This window comes from Pseudomonas sp. P108 (genome assembly GCF_032613195.1).
Taxonomy (GTDB): domain Bacteria; phylum Pseudomonadota; class Gammaproteobacteria; order Pseudomonadales; family Pseudomonadaceae; genus Aquipseudomonas.
In genome coordinates, this window is record NZ_CP126691.1 from 4,247,072 (window position 1) to 4,265,315 (window position 18,244).

Sequence of the window (18,244 nt, forward strand, 5' to 3'; positions counted from 1 at the left end):
GCCACGCCCGCTGACACCGGGCCAACGAAGACCTTTGAACCATGGCCACTATCCACGTAGACGGCAAAGCGCTCGAAGTCGACGGGGCAGACAACCTGTTACAGGCATGTCTGTCGCTGGGCCTCGACATCCCTTATTTCTGCTGGCACCCCGCGCTTGGTAGCGTCGGGGCTTGCCGCCAGTGCGCGGTCAAGCAGTACACCGACGAGAACGACACCCGTGGTCGCATCGTCATGTCCTGCATGACCCCGGCCACCGACAACACCTGGATCTCCATCGAAGATGAAGAATCCAAGGCGTTCCGCGCCAGTGTTGTTGAATGGCTGATGACCAACCACCCGCACGACTGCCCTGTGTGCGAAGAAGGCGGTCACTGCCACCTGCAAGACATGACCGTGATGACCGGCCACAACGAGCGCCGTTATCGCTTCACCAAACGCACCCACCAGAACCAGCAACTGGGCCCGTTCATTTCCCACGAAATGAACCGCTGCATCGCTTGCTACCGCTGCGTGCGTTTCTACAAGGATTACGCTGGCGGCACCGATCTCGGTGTGTTCGGCGCCCACGACAACGTGTACTTCGGTCGCGTTGAAGACGGCGTGCTCGAAAGCGAGTTCTCCGGCAACCTCACCGAGGTCTGCCCGACCGGTGTGTTCACCGACAAGACTCACTCCGAGCGCTACAACCGCAAGTGGGACATGCAATTCGCGCCGAGCATCTGCCATGGCTGCTCGAGCGGTTGCAACATCTCCCCGGGCGAGCGTTACGGCGAACTGCGTCGCATCGAAAACCGTTTCAACGGTTCGGTGAACCAGTACTTCCTGTGCGACCGTGGCCGTTTCGGTTATGGCTACGTCAACCGCACCGACCGTCCACGTCAGCCGCTGCTGGCCGACGGCACCAAGCTCGGTCTGGATGCTGCACTGGATAAAGCGGCTGATCTGCTGCGCGGTCGCAACATCGTTGGTATCGGTTCGCCGCGTGCCAGCCTTGAAAGCAACTACGCGTTGCGTGAACTGGTGGGCGCCGAGCACTTCTACTCGGGTATCGAAGCGTCCGAACTGGAGCGCATCCGTCTGGTCCTGCAAGTGCTGAAAGACAGCCCGCTGCCAGTGCCGAACATGCGCGACATCGAAGACCACGACGCGATCTTCGTCCTCGGCGAAGACCTGACCCAGACCGCCGCCCGTGTGGCGCTGTCGCTGCGTCAATCGGTCAAAGGCAAGGCTGAAGACATGGCCGAAGCCATGCGTGTTCAGCCTTGGCTCGACGCCGCCGTGAAGAATATCGGTCAGCACGCGCTGAACCCGCTGTTCATCGCCAGCCTGGCGGAAACCAAGCTCGACGACATCGCTGAAGAATGCGTACACGCCGCTCCTGACGACCTGGCGCGCATCGGCTTCGCCGTGGCTCACGCGCTGGACGCCAGCGCCCCGGCCGTTGAAGGTCTGGACGCCGAAGCACTGCAACTGGCTCAGCGCATCGCTGACGCCCTGCTCACTGCAAAACGTCCGCTGATCATCGCCGGTACTTCGCTGGGCTCCAAAGCCTTGATCGAAGCCGCCGCGAACATCGCCAAGGCACTGAAGCTGCGCGAGAAAAACGGTTCGATCAGCCTGATCGTGCCGGAAGCCAACAGCCTCGGTCTGGCCATGCTCGGTGGCGAGTCGGTGGATGCTGCGCTGCAAGCTGTCATCGACGGTAAAGCCGACGCGATCGTTGTGCTGGAAAACGATCTGTACACCCGCACTGCCAAAGAAAAAGTCGATGCCGCACTGAACGCTGCGCAAGTAGTGATCGTTGCTGACCATCAGAAAACCGCTACCAGCGACCGCGCGCACCTGGTTCTGCCAGCCGCGAGCTTCGCTGAAGGCGACGGTACTTTGGTCAGCCAGGAAGGTCGCGCCCAGCGCTTCTTCCAGGTTTTCGACCCGCAATACATGGACGCGAGCATTCTGGTTCACGAAGGCTGGCGCTGGCTGCACGCCCTGCGCGCGACCCTGCTGAACCAGCCGATCGACTGGACGCAACTCGACCACGTCACCGCTGCCGTTGCTTCGAGCACCGAGCAACTGGCGCGCATCGTCGACGCTGCACCGTCCGCCGCGTTCCGCATCAAGGGTCTGAAACTGGCGCGTGAGCCGCTGCGTTATTCCGGTCGCACCGCAATGCGCGCCGACATCAGCGTTCACGAACCGCGCACCCCGCAAGACAAAGACACCGCGTTCGCCTTCTCCATGGAAGGTTACTCGGGCTCTGCCGAACCGCGTCAGCAGGTTCCATTCGCATGGTCGCCGGGCTGGAACTCGCCACAAGCGTGGAACAAGTTCCAGGACGAAGTCGGCGGTCACATCCGTGCTGGCGACCCGGGCACCCGCCTGATCGAAAGCACTGGCGACTCGCTGAACTGGTTCGCTGCCGCACCGCGCGCATTCAACCCGGCGCCGGGTACCTGGCAAGCCGTGCCGTTCTTCCACCTGTTCGGCAGCGAAGAGAACTCTTCGAAAGCCGCACCGGTTCAAGAGCGCATTCCGGCTCCATACGTGGCTCTGGCCAAGTCGGAAGCGGATCGTCTGGGCGTCAACGACGGTGCCCTGCTGAGCCTGAACGTGGCCGGTCAGACCCTGCGTCTGCCGCTGCGCATCAATGAAGAACTGGGCGCCGGTCTGGTGGCATTGCCTGCGGGCATCGCCGGCATTCCACCGGCATTCGCCGGCGTATCCGTCGACGGTCTGCAGGAGGCAGCGCAATGACCTGGTTCACCCCTGAAGTGATCGATGTGATCCTCTCGGTCGTCAAAGCCATCGTGATTCTGCTGGCCGTTGTGGTTGCAGGCGCGTTGCTCAGCTTTGTCGAACGTCGCCTGCTGGGCTGGTGGCAGGACCGTTACGGTCCGAACCGCGTTGGCCCGTTCGGCATGTTCCAGATCGCCGCCGACATGCTGAAGATGTTCTTCAAGGAAGACTGGACTCCGCCGTTTGCCGACAAGGTGATCTTCACTTTGGCACCGGTGGTGGCGATGTCGGCCCTGCTGATCGCCTTCGTGATCATCCCGATCACCCCGACCTGGGGCGTCGCGGATCTGAACATCGGCCTGCTGTTCTTCTTCGCCATGGCCGGTCTGTCGGTCTACGCGGTGCTGTTCGCCGGCTGGTCGAGTAACAACAAGTTCGCCCTGCTCGGCAGCTTGCGTGCGTCGGCGCAGACCGTGTCCTACGAAGTGTTCATGGGCCTGGCCCTGATGGGCATCGTGGTTCAGGTCGGCTCGTTCAACATGCGCGACATCGTCGAGTACCAGGCGCAGAACCTGTGGTTCATCATTCCGCAGTTCTTCGGCTTCTGTACCTTCTTCATCGCTGGCGTCGCCGTGACTCACCGTCACCCGTTCGACCAGCCGGAAGCGGAACAGGAACTGGCCGACGGTTACCACATTGAATACGCCGGTATGAAATGGGGCATGTTCTTCGTCGGTGAATACATCGGCATCATCCTGATCTCGGCGCTGCTGGTCACCCTGTTCTTCGGTGGCTGGCACGGTCCGTTCGGCATCTTGCCGCAACTGGCGTTCGTCTGGTTCGCACTGAAGACCGCGTTCTTCATCATGCTGTTCATCCTGCTGCGCGCTTCCATTCCGCGTCCGCGTTATGACCAGGTGATGGATTTCAGCTGGAAATTCTGCCTGCCACTGACCCTGATCAATTTGCTGGTGACCGCTGCGGTCGTGTTGTGGAACACGCGTGCAGTCGCGGTTCAGTGAGGATTTGACCCATGTTCAAATATATTGGCGACATCGTTAAGGGTACTGGTACCCAGTTGCGCAGCCTGGTCATGGTCTTCGGCCATGGCTTTCGCAAGCGCGACACCCTGCAATACCCGGAAGAAGCGGTCTACCTGCCACCACGCTACCGTGGTCGCATCGTCCTGACCCGTGACCCCGATGGCGAAGAGCGCTGCGTAGCCTGCAACCTCTGCGCCGTGGCTTGCCCGGTGGGTTGCATCTCGCTGCAGAAAGCTGAAACCGAAGACGGTCGCTGGTACCCGGACTTCTTCCGTATCAACTTCTCGCGCTGCATTTTCTGCGGTCTCTGCGAGGAAGCCTGTCCGACCACCGCAATCCAGCTGACACCGGATTTCGAGATGGCCGAGTTCAAACGTCAGGACCTGGTGTACGAGAAAGAAGATCTGTTGATCTCCGGCCCCGGCAAAAACCCTGATTACAACTTCTATCGTGTTGCAGGTATGGCAATCGCTGGCAAGCCGAAAGGCTCCGCGCAGAACGAAGCCGAACCGATCAACGTGAAGAGCTTGCTGCCTTAAGGAAGAACGATGGAATTCGCTTTCTATTTCGCATCGGGTATCGCTGTTGTGTCCACGCTTCGCGTAGTCACCAACACCAACCCTGTGCACGCCCTGCTCTACCTGATCATCTCGTTGATCGCCGTGGCCATGACCTTCTTCGCACTCGGCGCACCGTTCGCCGGCGTGCTGGAAGTGATCGCTTACGCCGGCGCCATCATGGTGCTGTTCGTGTTCGTGGTGATGATGCTCAACCTCGGCCCGGCCTCGGTTCAGCAAGAACGCGTCTGGCTCAAGCCCGGTATCTGGGCCGGTCCGGTGATTCTCGCCGCGCTGCTGCTGGCCGAACTGCTGTATGTGCTGTTCGCTCACCAGAGCGGCCAGGCCATCGGCCACACCACCGTAGACGCGAAAGCCGTGGGCATCAGCCTGTTCGGCCCGTACCTGCTGGTGGTCGAACTCGCCTCGATGCTGCTGCTCGCCGCAGCCGTCACGGCGTTCCATTTGGGCCGTAACGAGGCGAAGGAGTAAGACATGCCTGCTATCCCTCTCGAACATGGTCTGGCGGTTGCCGGCATCCTGTTCTGCCTTGGTCTGGTCGGCCTGATGGTCCGCCGCAACATTTTGTTCGTGTTGATGAGTCTGGAAGTGATGATGAACGCCTCTGCATTGGCGTTCATTGTTGCAGGCGCCCGTTGGGGCCAGCCGGATGGACAGATCATGTTCATCCTGGTGATCAGCCTTGCAGCCGCCGAGGCCAGTATTGGTCTGGCGATCCTGCTGCAACTGTATCGCCGCTTCCACACGCTCGATATCGACGCTGCCAGTGAGATGCGCGGATGAATCTTATCTTTCTGACTTTCGTATTCCCTCTGATCGGTTTCCTGCTCCTGTCGTTCTCACGTGGACGCTGGTCGGAAAACCTCTCGGCGCTGATCGGCGTGGGTTCCATTGGCTTGTCGGCGATTGTCGCCGCCTACGTCATCTGGCAATTCAACGTCGCACCACCCGAAGGCGGTCACTACACGCTGGTACTGTGGAAGTGGATGGCGGTCGAAGGCTTCAAGCCTGACTTCGCCCTCTACGTCGACGGCCTGTCGATCACCATGCTCGGCGTGGTGGTGGGCGTGGGTTTCCTGATCCACCTGTTCGCGTCCTGGTACATGCGCGGCGAAGCGGGTTACTCGCGCTTCTTCTCGTACACCAACCTGTTTATCGCCAGCATGCTGTTCCTGGTGCTCGGCGATAACCTGTTGTTCCTGTACTTCGGCTGGGAAGGTGTGGGCTTGTGCTCGTACCTGTTGATCGGTTTCTACTACAGCAACCGCAACAACGGTAACGCCGCACTCAAGGCCTTCATCGTGACCCGGATCGGCGACGTGTTCATGGCCATCGGCCTGTTCATCCTGTTCCAGCAAGTGGGCACGTTGAACATCCAGGAACTGCTGGTGCTGGCACCGCAGAAATTCCAGGTCGGCGACTTCTGGATCACCCTGGCGACTCTGATGCTGCTGGGTGGTGCGGTCGGTAAATCGGCACAACTGCCGCTGCAAACCTGGCTCGCGGATGCGATGGCTGGCCCGACTCCGGTGTCGGCACTGATCCACGCCGCGACGATGGTTACTGCCGGTGTCTACCTGATCGCCCGTACCCACGGTCTGTTCACCCTGGCGCCGGAAATCCTCCACCTGGTCGGCATCGTTGGTGGTGTGACCCTGGTACTGGCCGGTTTCGCCGCACTGGTACAAACCGACATCAAACGTATCCTCGCCTACTCGACCATGAGCCAGATCGGCTACATGTTCCTGGCGCTGGGCGTTGGTGCATGGGATGGCGCGATTTTCCACCTGATGACCCACGCCTTCTTCAAGGCCCTGCTGTTCCTTGCTTCCGGTGCGGTGATTGTTGCCTGCCACCACGAGCAGAACATCTTCAAGATGGGCGGTCTGTGGAAAAAACTGCCACTGGCCTATGCCAGCTTCATCGTTGGTGGTGCTGCCCTCGCCGCTCTGCCACTGGTCACCGCCGGCTTCTACTCCAAGGACGAAATCCTTTGGGAAGCGTTCGCCAGCGGCAACCACGGTCTGCTCTACGCAGGTCTGGTCGGCGCGTTCATGACGTCGCTGTACACCTTCCGCCTGATCTTCATCACGTTCCACGGTGAAGCCAAGACTGAAGCCCACGCCGGTCACGGCATCGCTCACTGGCTGCCATTGTCGGTGCTGATCGTATTGTCCACCGCCATCGGCGCGATGATCGTTCCGCCACTGCACGGCGTACTGCCAGAAAGCGTTGGCCATGCTGGCGGCGAAGCCAAGCACAGTCTGGAAATCGCGTCGGGCGCCATCGCCCTGGCCGGTATCCTGCTGGCAGCGCTGCTGTTCCTCGGCAAGCGTCGTTTCGTCACGGCGATCGCCAACAGCGGCATCGGCCGTTTCCTTTCGGCCTGGTGGTTCGCTGCCTGGGGCTTCGACTGGATCTACGACAAACTGTTCGTCAAGCCTTACCTTGCGATCAGCCACGTACTGCGCAAAGACCCGCTCGACCAGACCATCGGTCTGATCCCGCGTATGGCCAAGGGGGGTCACACCGCCCTGAGCCGCACCGAGACCGGTCAACTGCGTTGGTACGCTGCTTCGATGGCTGCTGGTGCCGTGCTGGTGATCGGCGCCATCGTGCTGGTAGCGGTCTGATATGAACCTTGCGAATTTGCGAAAGGAAACGAGCCCGTCATGATTCTGCCTTGGCTAATCCTGATCCCCTTCATCGGCGGCCTGCTGTGCTGGATGGGTGAGCGCTTCGGCGCTACCCTCCCGCGCTGGATTGCGCTGTTGACCATGACCCTGGAACTCGCCCTCGGCCTCTGGCTGTGGGCCCACGGTGACTATTCATTTGCGCCGGCGCCTGGCGCCGATCCGACCTGGGCGCTTGAGTTCAAGCATGTCTGGATCCAGCGCTTCGGCATCAACGTGCACCTGGCCCTCGACGGTCTGTCGCTGTTGATGATCCTGCTGACCGGTCTGCTGGGTATCCTCTCGGTACTCTGCTCGTGGAAAGAGATTCAACGTCACGTTGGCTTCTTCCACCTGAACCTGATGTGGATCCTGGGCGGCGTTGTCGGCGTGTTCCTCGCCCTCGACCTGTTCATGTTCTTCTTCTTCTGGGAAATGATGCTGGTGCCGATGTACTTCCTCATCGCGCTCTGGGGTCACAGTTCTTCGGACGGCAAGAAAACCCGGATCTACGCGGCAACCAAGTTCTTCATCTTCACTCAGGCTTCCGGCCTGATCATGCTGGTGGCGATCCTCGGTCTGGTGCTGGTCAACTTCAACAACACTGGCGTGATTACTTTCAACTACGCCGACCTGTTGAAAACCAAGATGTCGATGACCACCGAGTACATCCTGATGCTCGGCTTCTTCATCGCCTTCGCGGTCAAGCTGCCGGTCGTACCGTTCCACTCGTGGTTGCCTGATGCCCACGCCCAGGCGCCGACCGCCGGTTCCGTCGACCTCGCCGGTATCTTGCTGAAAACCGCTGCCTACGGTCTGCTGCGTTTCGCTCTGCCGCTGTTCCCGAATGCTTCGGCCGAGTTTGCGCCGATCGCCATGACCCTCGGTCTGATCGGGATCTTCTACGGCGCGTTCCTCGCTTTCGCACAAACCGACATCAAGCGTCTGATTGCCTTCTCGTCCGTTTCCCACATGGGTTTCGTGTTGATCGGCATCTATTCCGGCAGCCAACTGGCGCTGCAAGGTGCAGTGATCCAGATGTTGGCGCACGGTGTGTCGGCGGCGGCACTGTTTATCCTCAGCGGTCAGTTGTACGAGCGTCTGCACACTCGTGACATGCGTGAGATGGGCGGTCTGTGGTCGCGTATCGCTTACCTGCCGGCGATCAGCCTGTTCTTTGCAGCCGCGTCCTTGGGTCTGCCGGGTACCGGTAACTTTGTCGGTGAGTTCCTGATCCTGATCGGCTCCTTCGCAAGCTGGCCGTGGATCACTGCGATTGCCACCTCCGGTCTGGTGTTCGGTTCGGTCTACTCGCTGATCATGATCCACCGTGCCTACTTCGGTCCGTCGAAATCGGATTCGATCCTGCACGGTATGGACGCTCGCGAACTGATCATGGTGCTGGGCCTTGCGGTGCTGCTGGTTTACCTCGGCGTCTACCCGCAACCGTTCCTCGACACGTCTGCCGCCACGATGCATGGCGTGCAGCAGTGGCTCGGCACCGCCTTCACTCAACTCGCTTCGGCCCGGTAAGAGCGCTATGGAATTCACGATTCAACACTTTATTGCGCTTGCGCCACTGTTGATCACCAGCCTCACCATTATCGTGGTGATGCTGGCAATCGCCTGGCGCCGCAACCACTCGCAGACCTTCCTGATCTCGGTCGCCGGTCTGAACCTGGCCTTGCTGTCGATCCTCCCAGCCCTGAAAGTCGCGCCTCTGGCCGTGACTCCACTGCTGCAAATCGACACGTTCGCTTGCCTGTACATGGCGCTGATCCTGGTCGCCACCCTCGCCTGCGTCACCCTCGCCCACGCCTATCTGGGTGATGGCGGCTCGGGCTACCCGGGCAACCGTGAAGAACTCTACCTGCTGATCCTGATGGCCGCCGCCGGTGGTCTGGTTCTGGTCAGCGCGCAGCACCTGGCCGGTTTGTTCATCGGTCTGGAACTGCTCTCGGTACCGGTCTACGGTCTGGTGGCTTACGCCTTCTTCAACAAGCGTTCGCTGGAAGCCGGCATCAAGTACATGGTGCTGTCGGCCGCCGGTTCCGCGTTCCTGTTGTTCGGTATGGCGCTGCTCTACGCCGACTCGGGTTCGCTGAGCTTCGTCGGTATCGGTCAGGCACTGGCTGCAACCGGCCTGCCTAGCTCTCTGGCACAACTGGGCCTGGGCATGATGCTGATCGGTCTGGCGTTCAAGCTGTCGCTGGTACCGTTCCACCTGTGGACGCCGGACGTTTACGAAGGTGCTCCGGCACCGGTGGCGGCGTTCCTTGCGACCGCTTCGAAGGTTGCGGTGTTTGCGGTGATGGTGCGTCTGTTCCAGATCTCCCCTGCTGCGAGCAGTGGCGTGCTGAGCGACGTGCTGACCGTCATCGCCATCGCCTCGATCCTGTTCGGCAACCTGCTGGCCCTGACCCAGAGCAACCTCAAGCGTCTGCTCGGTTACTCGTCCATCGCGCACTTCGGCTACCTGCTGATCGCCCTGGTGGCAAGCAAGGGTCTGGCGGTGGAAGCCATCGGCGTGTACCTGGTCACCTACGTGATCACCAGCCTTGGCGCCTTCGGCGTGATCACTCTGATGTCCTCGCCGTACAACGGCCGTGACGCGGATGCCCTGTACGAATACCGCGGCCTGTTCTGGCGTCGTCCGTACCTGACCGCCGTGCTGACCGTGATGATGCTGTCGCTGGCGGGTATCCCGCTGACTGCGGGCTTCATCGGCAAGTTCTACATCATCGCTACCGGTGTCGAATCGCACCAATGGTGGCTGGTCGGCTCGCTGGTGCTGGGTAGCGCCATCGGCGTCTTCTACTACCTGCGCGTAATGGTCACCCTGTACCTGATCGAGCCAAACCTGCGTCGCCACGACGCCCAGCTGCACTGGGAACAGAAGGCAGGCGGCGTAATGCTGCTGGCCATCGCCCTGGTCGCGTTCTTCCTGGGTGTGTACCCGCAGCCATTGCTGACACTGGTTCAGCAGGCGGGTCTGGCGGGCTGATAGTTCGGCTGGCTAGAAATGAAAACGGCACCTTCGGGTGCCGTTTTTGTTTTTGCGGGATTTAACGTCTCGAGCGCTTGCGCTGGCCTCATCGCAGGCGCGCCCGCCTCCCCAGGTTTGTGCGTCGCTCACAAACTCCGGGCACACGCAAAAACCATTGTGGGAGCGAGCCTGCTCGCGATGGCGTAGGCACTTTCAACATCTTGATTGGCTGACACTCCGCTTTCGCGAGCAGGCTCGCTCCCACAGATTTGTGTGGCGCTCACTCAATCCATATAACCACATGACGAAATTGTAATTCCCTCATCACCTTGGCGTTATCCGCAGCTTGCAACGATGTCACCCGGCGACCAATGCCGGCGGGCCCTGCCCCGTCGAACAATAAAACCCACGCCGAAGCACGTTCCCGTTCTGCCGAACCCAAGGAGTGTTTGATGCTTAACCCTACAAAAATATCCATGGCCGCTTTAGCGGTGGTGGTCGGCGCCGGGCCGTCCACGGTGTTTGCTGAAGACAAGCCTGAAGGCTTTGTCGAAGGCAGCAGCCTGACAGTGCTCAACCGCAACTTCTACTTCAATCGTGATCATCGCAACGGCCAGTCCAGCCCAACCGGCAACGGTTACTCCGAGGCTTGGGCGCATGCCGTGATCAGCAAGTTCGAATCCGGTTTCACCCAAGGCACCGTCGGGGTCGGTGTCGATGCGTTTGCGATGATCGGGCTGAAACTCGATACCGGTGACGGCCGCAACGGTGGGCGCAGTTCGTTTGATGTGTTGCCGGTCAACAGCGACGGCGAGGCGCGGGACGAATACACCAAGGTCGGCGGCGCTGCGAAAATCAGGGCGTTCGATACGGTGGTCAAGGTCGGTGATGTGTTCCCGGCCAACCCGGTGGTCGCGGCGGGCGACTCGCGCTTGTTGCCGGAAAGCTTTCGCGGGGTGACGGCGACCAACACCAGCATCGAAGGTCTGTCGGTGCAGGGTGGCCGGTTGCACGCGATGAGCCAACCGGTGTCCAGCGACATGCGCGAGAACTTCGCGACGTTCTACGCAGGCCCGGTCAACTCGCCGTGGATCGCTTATGGGGGCGGCGATTACGTGCTGAACAAAAATCTCAGTTTCAGCCTGTATTCCAGCCGTCTCAAGGATGCGTGGAATCAGTACTACGCAGGCACCGCCTGGACCTATCCGCTGTCCGAAGACCTGTCGCTGTTCGGTGGTTTGAACTATTACAAAGCCGTCGATGAGGGCAAACAACTGCTCGGCGAGTTCGACAACAACATCTGGAGCGGCCGCGTTGGCGTCAAGCTTGGTGCCCACTCCGTCGCCCTCTCCCACCAGCGCAACAACGGTAATGACGACTTCGATTACCTGCGCCAGTCCGACTCGATCTTCCTCGACAACTCCATCCAGTACAGCGACTTCAACTCGCCGAAAGAACGTTCGTGGATGGTGCGTTATGACCTCGACATGAGCACTTATGGCGTGCCGGGTTTGTCGTTCATGACCCGTTACGCGCGCGGCACCGACGCCGATTATTCCAACGCCAACGCCGTGTACATGCGCCGCGATGCCGAGGGTAATCCGCTGACCGATCAGAAGCGCTGGGAGCGCGATGTGGAAGTCAAATACGTGGTGCAGAGCGGTTCGATGAAAGACCTCTCGCTGCGCCTGCGCCAGGCCACCACCCGCGCCACGGCGTTCGAGTCGGACCTGGAGGAAGTGCGAGTGATTGTCGAGTACCCACTGACCATTCTCTGACTGCATGGTCGATGCAAATTCACCTTTAGAAGCTCCTTGCTCCTTTGGTAAGAGGTGAATCTTTTGGCGTCCTTCGGGGCGCTTTTTTTTGCTCTGCACAAAGCCATCGTTGGCTTGACCGCAGCGCCGGCCACCTGCCATCTTCACCTGCGCTGAACAACAAGAATAACGAGGGACCGATGAGTAGCCGCAAGAACCTGGAAATCGAGTACCTGCGAGGCGCGGCCGTCGGCCTGACCTTTTTCAGCCATGTCACCATGATGCTGCCGTTCCATACCGACACGCTGCTGAGGATGTTCTCGATTTTCATGCCGTGGACCGGGGTGGACCTGTTCTTCTGCATTTCCGGTTTCGTGGTGAGCAAGGCTTATCTGGACTACTTCGACAAGCACCGCGCGCAGGGTCAGTTTGGTCTGGCCGCCGCGTGTTTCTGGTTGCGGCGCGCCTACCGTCTCTTGCCCACAGCCTGGCTGTGGATGCTCATACCGCTGTGCTTCTCTCTCGTTTTCAACCAGTCGAACGCCTTCGGTTCATGGTTCGACAACCTGCGCAGCTTCACCGCTGTTGCGACCTTCAGCGCAAACCTGGCACATGGTTACGGCTCACTATTGGCTTCCAGCCCGCACTACTGGAGTCTGGCGCTTGAGGAGCAGTTCTACTTCGTCTTGCCGTTTTTTCTGTTGTTTATCACGGCGCCGCGCTGGCGGGTCATTGCCCTGTTCGCGCTGATTGCCTTGCAGTTCGGTCTGGACCGTAACCCGTTCGGTACCCCGGCCAGCACCATGCTCACCAACTTCCGCCTCGACGCCATGCTCTGGGGAATTCTCCTGTGCCTGTTCACACGTAGCCGCCTCTATCAGCAGATAGAACCGCTCGGATTGGCTCAGGGGCCATTCAAGCCGCTGCTGTGCACGCTGTTTCTGCTCTACATGCTCGGCGCCGTGGCCATACAACTGATTGCTCTGCCGATTGCCGTGGGCATGGTCGCGATCATCGCGGTCGTGATTGTCTGGCTGGCGAGTTATCAGAAAGGCTACATCTATTGCCCGCTGTTCATGCGCGGTTTCATGCAGTGGCTCGGCTCGCGGTCGTATGGCCTGTACGTGATCCACGTGTTTACCAATCACCTGAGCACCGAAATCTGGACGCGCGTAGCCGCCAGTCAGGGCGTGCCGCTGGATGGGCGTTTTACCCTTGAGCTGATCGTCACGTCGGTGGTTGTGCTGGTGATCTTGAGTGAACTCAATTACCGCTTTATCGAAACGCCGCTGCGTCTGCGCGGCGCAGAGATTGCCCGACGCAAACTGAACCATAAGGCCGCGTCAGTGCCGGCCGTTGCGGTTGATGCAAATTCACCTTTAGAAGCGCCTTGCTCCTTTGGTAAGAGATGAATCTATTGGCGTCCTTCGGGCGCCTTTTTTTGCTCGGCGTTGTGCAGTGGTTATGTTTTCCAGGTTCAGGCCCGGCCCTCACCCTAGCCCTCTCCCAGAGGTAGAGGGGACTGACCGAGTTGGTTGTCGAAGATACATCGACCCGAAAAACCTAGGCGTACTCTGATTTTGAAGGGCTTGAAGATCTGCTCCCTTTCCCCCTCGCCCCCCTCGGGGGAGAGGGCTGGGGTGAGGGGGCAGGATTTTGAGGTCAACGCAAAAACAACGGCTAAAAACTGGCCATTGATAACTACGCGTTTGGATCTACGTTATCCAGTGCTTTGTTAACCGCCAGTTCGCCGAGCATGACGACCTGCGCGATACCCAGCAGGGTCTTGCGATGGGTGCCTTCCAGCATCGCCGCGAAGTCACCGAGCATCACTGTGGCAGAAGACAGCGATTCGCTGGCGTTGGCCAGTAATGATTCGGTATCGGCTTTGGGATTGACCAGGAACATCTGGTTGGGGATGTACGGTGCGGACATGATGGCGGCTGAGGGTTTGAGGTAGTAATCGAGGGCGCGGTCTGCGGCTTCGTGGAGTTTTCTAGTCTCAACGGAGGCGTAGGGGGATGTTGAGTTGGCGTCGGGGATGGCGTCTGCTTCGGGGGGATTGGGTGTTGGCTTTTTCATGATATTTCTCCTTCATAACGTTGAAGCTGATCCATTCGGTTCCACGCGAAGGGGTGGCAGCTGTACGCAGGTTGGAACCCGGGGAACGGAGAAACCCGGCAGACTCGAAGTCTCCCGCGCACAGCCGCCATAACAGACTGCACACCATGAAGGTGAGCAAGCATACGTCATGAAAGACGCTTTGGCGCTGACACGTTCTCCGGGGTTCCAATCCCGATCGCTGAATTGGCAGCGACCCGTACAGGCTAGAGAGCTGACGTCCGACGGACAACCTGAAAACATTGTGGGAAGGTTCCGCACTTCCCACACAACCTTTAAACATCACGAATTGAAATACGAATCGTGATACTGCAGCTCCTACAGGGGACCGCGATTAGACGTTACAGATTCAGCTGCCGCCGTTCCGACACACGCCCATCACGTTGTACTTGATGGTGTTGAGCTGACCTTTGGAATCCTCGTAGGTCATCGCGGTGGGCACGACATTGCACGCAGCTTGTGGCTTCACCACGCTCACCACTTTGACCACGTCCAGCTTCATGCCATACGCGTAATCCTTCACCACCGGCGGCGCTTTGCCCTGGTTGGCGGCGTACTGTTCCATGGCTTTGCTGTTGGCGCTGAGCGCGCGTTCAAAGGTCCGGTCACCGCCACCTTCAGCCAGCACATTCACAGACATCGCCATGACAGCGGCGAATGCGATCAACTTGAGTACTTTCATATCCATTTCCTTCCCGTCCGGGCTTGAAAAAAAGCCCGGCATCGATGCGCGATAACGGGCTTGTTCAGATGCAGCAGGCTTACAGATCGCGGGTCTTGTCATCTTTCTTGTCGTTGACGACCACCGGGTTGCCGGCGGCTTTTTCCTTGGCGACGAAGAGCTCCATGGAACGGTCGTTGTTGGTCATCATCCGCTCGAATGTGCGGTCGCCACCGCCTTCGGCCAAGGCCACGGAAGAGATCGCCAACGCCACAACAAAAGTACCCATCTGTACGATTTTCATCTTTGATTCCTCGTTTAAGTAACTGACGGGATCAAGGTAACAATCCGAACCTATCGTCACGGTGGCGGGGAAATTACATATCCGTTATCTCCCGGACACACTTCTGAGGTCGAACACAAAACCTGTAGGAGTGAGCCTGCTCGCGATAGCGGTGGGTCAGTCAATGTAGATCTGACTGATAGACCGCTATCGCGAGCAGGCTCACTCCTACAGAGGGGATTACCTATTTAGCTGGAACCGCGTCTTCATCCCGGCGATGGGCGAGTTGGTAGAGCGCCGGCAAGATCAGCAGCGTGAGGATCGTCGAGGACAGAATCCCGCCGATCACCACGGTCGCCAGTGGCCGCTGCACCTCCGCGCCTGTACCGGTCGCAAGCGCCATGGGAATGAAACCCAGAGACGCCACCAACGCGGTCATCAACACCGGCCGCAGACGCGTCAGAGCGCCTTCGTTAATCGCATCGGACAGCGACCGCCCCTCCTCACGCAAATTACGAATAAACGCAATCATCACCAAGCCGTTCAACACCGCCACCCCGGACAACGCGATAAACCCGACACCAGCGGAAATCGACAGCGGAATATCGCGCAGCCACAGCGCCATGACCCCACCGGTCAACGCAAACGGAATCCCGGTAAACACCAGCAAGCCATCCTTGAGATTGTTGAACATCATGAACAACAAGCCGAACACCAGCAGCAGCGCCACCGGCACCACGATCTGCAAGCGCTTGGCCGCCGATTGCAGTTGCTCGAACTGGCCGCCCCAACTGGTCCAGTAACCGGCCGGAACCTGCACGTCACGTTCGATCACTTCGCCGGCCTCGCTGACGAACGAGCCGATATCACGCCCGCGCACGTTGGCGCTGACGATCACCAGACGCTTGCCGTTCTCGCGGCTGACCTGATTCGGCCCGAGCACCAGATCCAGACTGGCGACTTCTTGCAGCGCAATGAAACCGATCTGATTCGCCGAACCATTCACCGCAGGCACCGGAATCAGCAACGCCGACAGCCCATCGATGTCCTTGCGCATGGCATCGGACAAACGCACAACCATGTCGAAACGCCGATCGCCCTCATACAACGTCCCGGCCTGCCGCCCGCCCACCGCGACCGCGATGGTGTCCTGCACATCACCGACGTTCAGCCCATAACGCGCCGCTTTGTCGCGATCAATGTTGATGGTCAGAACCGGCAACCCGGTAGTCTGCTCAACCTTGACCTCGGATGCGCCTTTGACCTTCTGCATCGCCGCAGCAATCTTCGCCGCCGTGGCATTGAGCACGTCCATGTCATCACCGAACACCTTCACCGCGACATCACTGCGCACCCCGGAGATCAGTTCGTTGAAGCGCAGTTGAATCGGCTGCGACAGTTCATAGTTGCTGCCCGGCAACGTCGCGGCGGCGGCTTGCAGTTCCGCCATCAGGGTTTCGCGGGACTTGCCCGGGTCTGGCCACTGATCTTTCGGTTTGAGCATCACGTAACTGTCGGAGATATTCGGCGGCATCGGATCGGACGCGATTTCAGCGGTGCCGGTACGGGCAAAGACGCGCTCGACTTCCGGCACCTTCGCCAGAATCAATGTCTCCAGGCGCTGCTGCATGTCCACCGATTGCGTCAGGCTGGTGCCCGGCACGCGCAGCGCCTGCAAGGCAAAATCGCCTTCGCTGAGGCTCGGCACAAATTCGCTGCCCATGCGGCTGGTGAGCACACCGCTGAGCACAATCACACCCAAAGCAGCGCCCACCGCGACAGTACGATGACTCATCACCCAGGCCAGCGCCGGCGCATAAACGCGACGTGCGCCGCGCATCACCGCGCCCTCTTCTTCCTTGACCTTGCCGGTTACGAACAACGCAATCGCCGCCGGCACAAAGGTCACGGAAAGCAACATCGCGCCAAGCAAAGCGATGACCACCGTGAACGCCATCGGGTGGAACATTTTCCCTTCGACGCCGCTGAGCGCGAAAATCGGCAGATAGACGACCATGATGATCAACTGCCCAAAAATCAGCGGTCGCCGCGCTTCCTTCGCCGCCGCGAACACCTCCTTGAAACGCTCGGCACGGGTCAACAAACGCCCGTGATGCTGCTGCGCATGAGCCAAGCGACGCAGGGTGTTTTCGACGATGACCACCGCGCCGTCGACGATGATGCCGAAGTCCAGCGCACCGAGGCTCATAAGGTTGGCGCTGACCTTGTTGCTGAACATCCCGGTGAAAGTGAACAGCATCGACAGCGGAATCACCATCGCGGTAATCAGTGCCGCGCGAATGTTGCCGAGGAACAGGAACAGAATCGCGATGACCAGAATCGCGCCTTCGATGAGGTTCTTTTTCACCGTGGCGATGGCTTTGTCGACCAGGTGCGTGCGGTCGTACACCGGCACGGCGATCACGCCTTGGGGCAAAGACTTGTTGATCTGTTCCAGCTTGCTGGCCACCGCTTGCGAGACGGTGCGGCTGTTCTCGCCGATCAGCATGAACACGGTGCCGAGCACCACTTCACGACCGTTTTCCGTGGCCGCACCGCTGCGCAACTCGCGACCGATTTCCACGGTGGCGACGTTTTTCACCCGAATCGGCGTGCCATCGACATTGGCCATGACGATGTTGGCGATGTCCTCGGTGCTCGCCACCTGGCCCGGCGCTCGGATCAGCAATTGCTCGCCGCTGCGCTCGATGTAACCGGCGCCGACGTTGGCGTTGTTACGCTCGAGCGCGGTGACCAGATCGGTCAGCGTCAGCTTGTACGCGGCCAGCCGTTTCGGGTCCGGCGCGATCTGATATTCCTTGGCGAAACCGCCGATGGTGTTGATCTCGGCGACACCCGGCACGTTGCGTAATTGCGGCTTGATGATCCAGTCCTGAATCACCCGCAGATCGGTCGGCGTGTAGGCTGTGCCGTCGTCCTTCAGCGCGCCTTCCTTGGCTTCCACGGTCCATAAAAAGATCTCGCCGAGGCCGGTGGAAATCGGCCCCATCAGCGCTTCCGCGCCCTCGGGCAATTGCTCCTTGGCGATCTGCAGACGCTCGTTGACCAATTGGCGGGCGAAGAACAGGTCGGTGCCGTCCTTGAAAATCACCGTGACCTGCGACAGGCCGGAGCGCGACAGCGAACGTGTCTGTTCAAGTGCCGGCAAACCGGCCATCGCGGTTTCAATCGGAAAGGTGATGCGCTGCTCGGTTTCCAGTGGCGAGAACCCGGCGGCGCCGGTGTTGATCTGCACCTGGACGTTGGTGATGTCGGGCACGGCGTCGATCGGCAGCTTTTGATAACTGGCGATGCCGAGGCCGGCCATGAGCAGAACGGCGAGCAGCACGATGATGCGCTGCTCGATGGCAAACTGGATCAGGCGTTCGAACATGGGAGTCTTCC

14 protein-coding genes are annotated in these 18,244 nt (G+C 59.8%); 10 read left to right on the plus strand and 4 right to left on the minus strand.

Translation table 11 applies throughout. The annotated features are described in order from the left end of the window. Positions 1 to 41: 41 nt before the first annotated feature. The 10 genes from nuoG to QOM10_RS18685 all read left to right on the plus strand — a co-directional run bounded on the left by nuoG (position 42) and on the right by QOM10_RS18685 (position 13,186). Positions 42 to 2,756 (plus strand): NADH-quinone oxidoreductase subunit NuoG, encoded by a 2,715-nt coding sequence (gene nuoG, locus QOM10_RS18640; protein WP_316916728.1) that lies wholly within the window; start codon positions 42 to 44, stop codon positions 2,754 to 2,756. Next, complete coding sequence (gene nuoH, locus QOM10_RS18645) at positions 2,753 to 3,760, plus strand: NADH-quinone oxidoreductase subunit NuoH (protein WP_316916729.1); 1,008 nt, start codon at positions 2,753 to 2,755, stop codon at positions 3,758 to 3,760. Before nuoG ends, nuoH begins: the two co-directional genes overlap by 4 nt. 11 nt (positions 3,761 to 3,771) lie before the next feature. Then, positions 3,772 to 4,320 (plus strand): NADH-quinone oxidoreductase subunit NuoI, encoded by a 549-nt coding sequence (nuoI, locus tag QOM10_RS18650; protein WP_007920177.1) that lies wholly within the window; start codon positions 3,772 to 3,774, stop codon positions 4,318 to 4,320. A 9-nt stretch (positions 4,321 to 4,329) separates the two neighbouring features. Continuing rightward, complete coding sequence (gene nuoJ / locus QOM10_RS18655) at positions 4,330 to 4,830, plus strand: NADH-quinone oxidoreductase subunit J (protein ID WP_007920176.1); 501 nt, start codon at positions 4,330 to 4,332, stop codon at positions 4,828 to 4,830. Positions 4,831 to 4,833: 3 nt separating this feature from the next. Continuing rightward, the gene (nuoK, locus tag QOM10_RS18660; protein ID WP_003223790.1) at positions 4,834 to 5,142 is read left to right on the plus strand and encodes an NADH-quinone oxidoreductase subunit NuoK; all 309 of its coding nucleotides are present in this window, start codon (positions 4,834 to 4,836) and stop codon (positions 5,140 to 5,142) included. After that, a complete protein-coding gene (nuoL, locus tag QOM10_RS18665; RefSeq protein ID WP_038362640.1) occupies positions 5,139 to 6,992 on the plus strand; it encodes an NADH-quinone oxidoreductase subunit L in 1,854 nt (617 codons plus the stop codon). The genes nuoK and nuoL overlap by 4 nt, the downstream gene beginning before the upstream one ends. Positions 6,993 to 7,031: 39 nt before the next feature. After that, positions 7,032 to 8,564: an NADH-quinone oxidoreductase subunit M gene (nuoM, locus tag QOM10_RS18670; RefSeq protein WP_016986254.1), complete on the plus strand. Its 1,533-nt coding sequence runs from the start codon at positions 7,032 to 7,034 to the stop codon at positions 8,562 to 8,564. Positions 8,565 to 8,571: 7 nt separating this feature from the next. Continuing rightward, a complete protein-coding gene (gene nuoN, locus QOM10_RS18675; RefSeq protein ID WP_007920173.1) occupies positions 8,572 to 10,035 on the plus strand; it encodes an NADH-quinone oxidoreductase subunit NuoN in 1,464 nt (487 codons plus the stop codon). A gap of 434 nt (positions 10,036 to 10,469) precedes the next feature. After that, on the plus strand, positions 10,470 to 11,795 hold the full coding sequence (locus tag QOM10_RS18680; RefSeq protein ID WP_316916730.1) for an OprD family porin: 1,326 nt from the start codon (positions 10,470 to 10,472) through the stop codon (positions 11,793 to 11,795). A 179-nt stretch (positions 11,796 to 11,974) separates the two neighbouring features. Further along, a complete protein-coding gene (locus QOM10_RS18685) occupies positions 11,975 to 13,186 on the plus strand; it encodes an acyltransferase (protein ID WP_316916731.1) in 1,212 nt (403 codons plus the stop codon). Positions 13,187 to 13,475: 289 nt separating this feature from the next. On the opposite strand, the gene QOM10_RS18690 is transcribed toward QOM10_RS18685, so the two are convergent. The 4 genes from QOM10_RS18690 to QOM10_RS18705 all read right to left on the minus strand — a co-directional run bounded on the left by QOM10_RS18690 (position 13,476) and on the right by QOM10_RS18705 (position 18,233). Further along, on the minus strand, positions 13,476 to 13,856 hold the full coding sequence (locus QOM10_RS18690) for a DUF6124 family protein (protein WP_316916732.1): 381 nt from the start codon (positions 13,854 to 13,856) through the stop codon (positions 13,476 to 13,478). A gap of 388 nt (positions 13,857 to 14,244) precedes the next feature. Next, positions 14,245 to 14,577, minus strand: coding sequence for a DUF2790 domain-containing protein (locus QOM10_RS18695; protein ID WP_127928953.1), 333 nt, complete (start codon positions 14,575 to 14,577; stop codon positions 14,245 to 14,247). A 79-nt stretch (positions 14,578 to 14,656) separates the two neighbouring features. Next, on the minus strand, positions 14,657 to 14,860 hold the full coding sequence (locus tag QOM10_RS18700) for a co-regulatory protein PtrA N-terminal domain-containing protein (protein ID WP_127928954.1): 204 nt from the start codon (positions 14,858 to 14,860) through the stop codon (positions 14,657 to 14,659). A gap of 223 nt (positions 14,861 to 15,083) precedes the next feature. Beyond that, positions 15,084 to 18,233, minus strand: coding sequence for a CusA/CzcA family heavy metal efflux RND transporter (locus QOM10_RS18705; protein ID WP_316916733.1), 3,150 nt, complete (start codon positions 18,231 to 18,233; stop codon positions 15,084 to 15,086). Positions 18,234 to 18,244 lie beyond the last annotated feature (11 nt).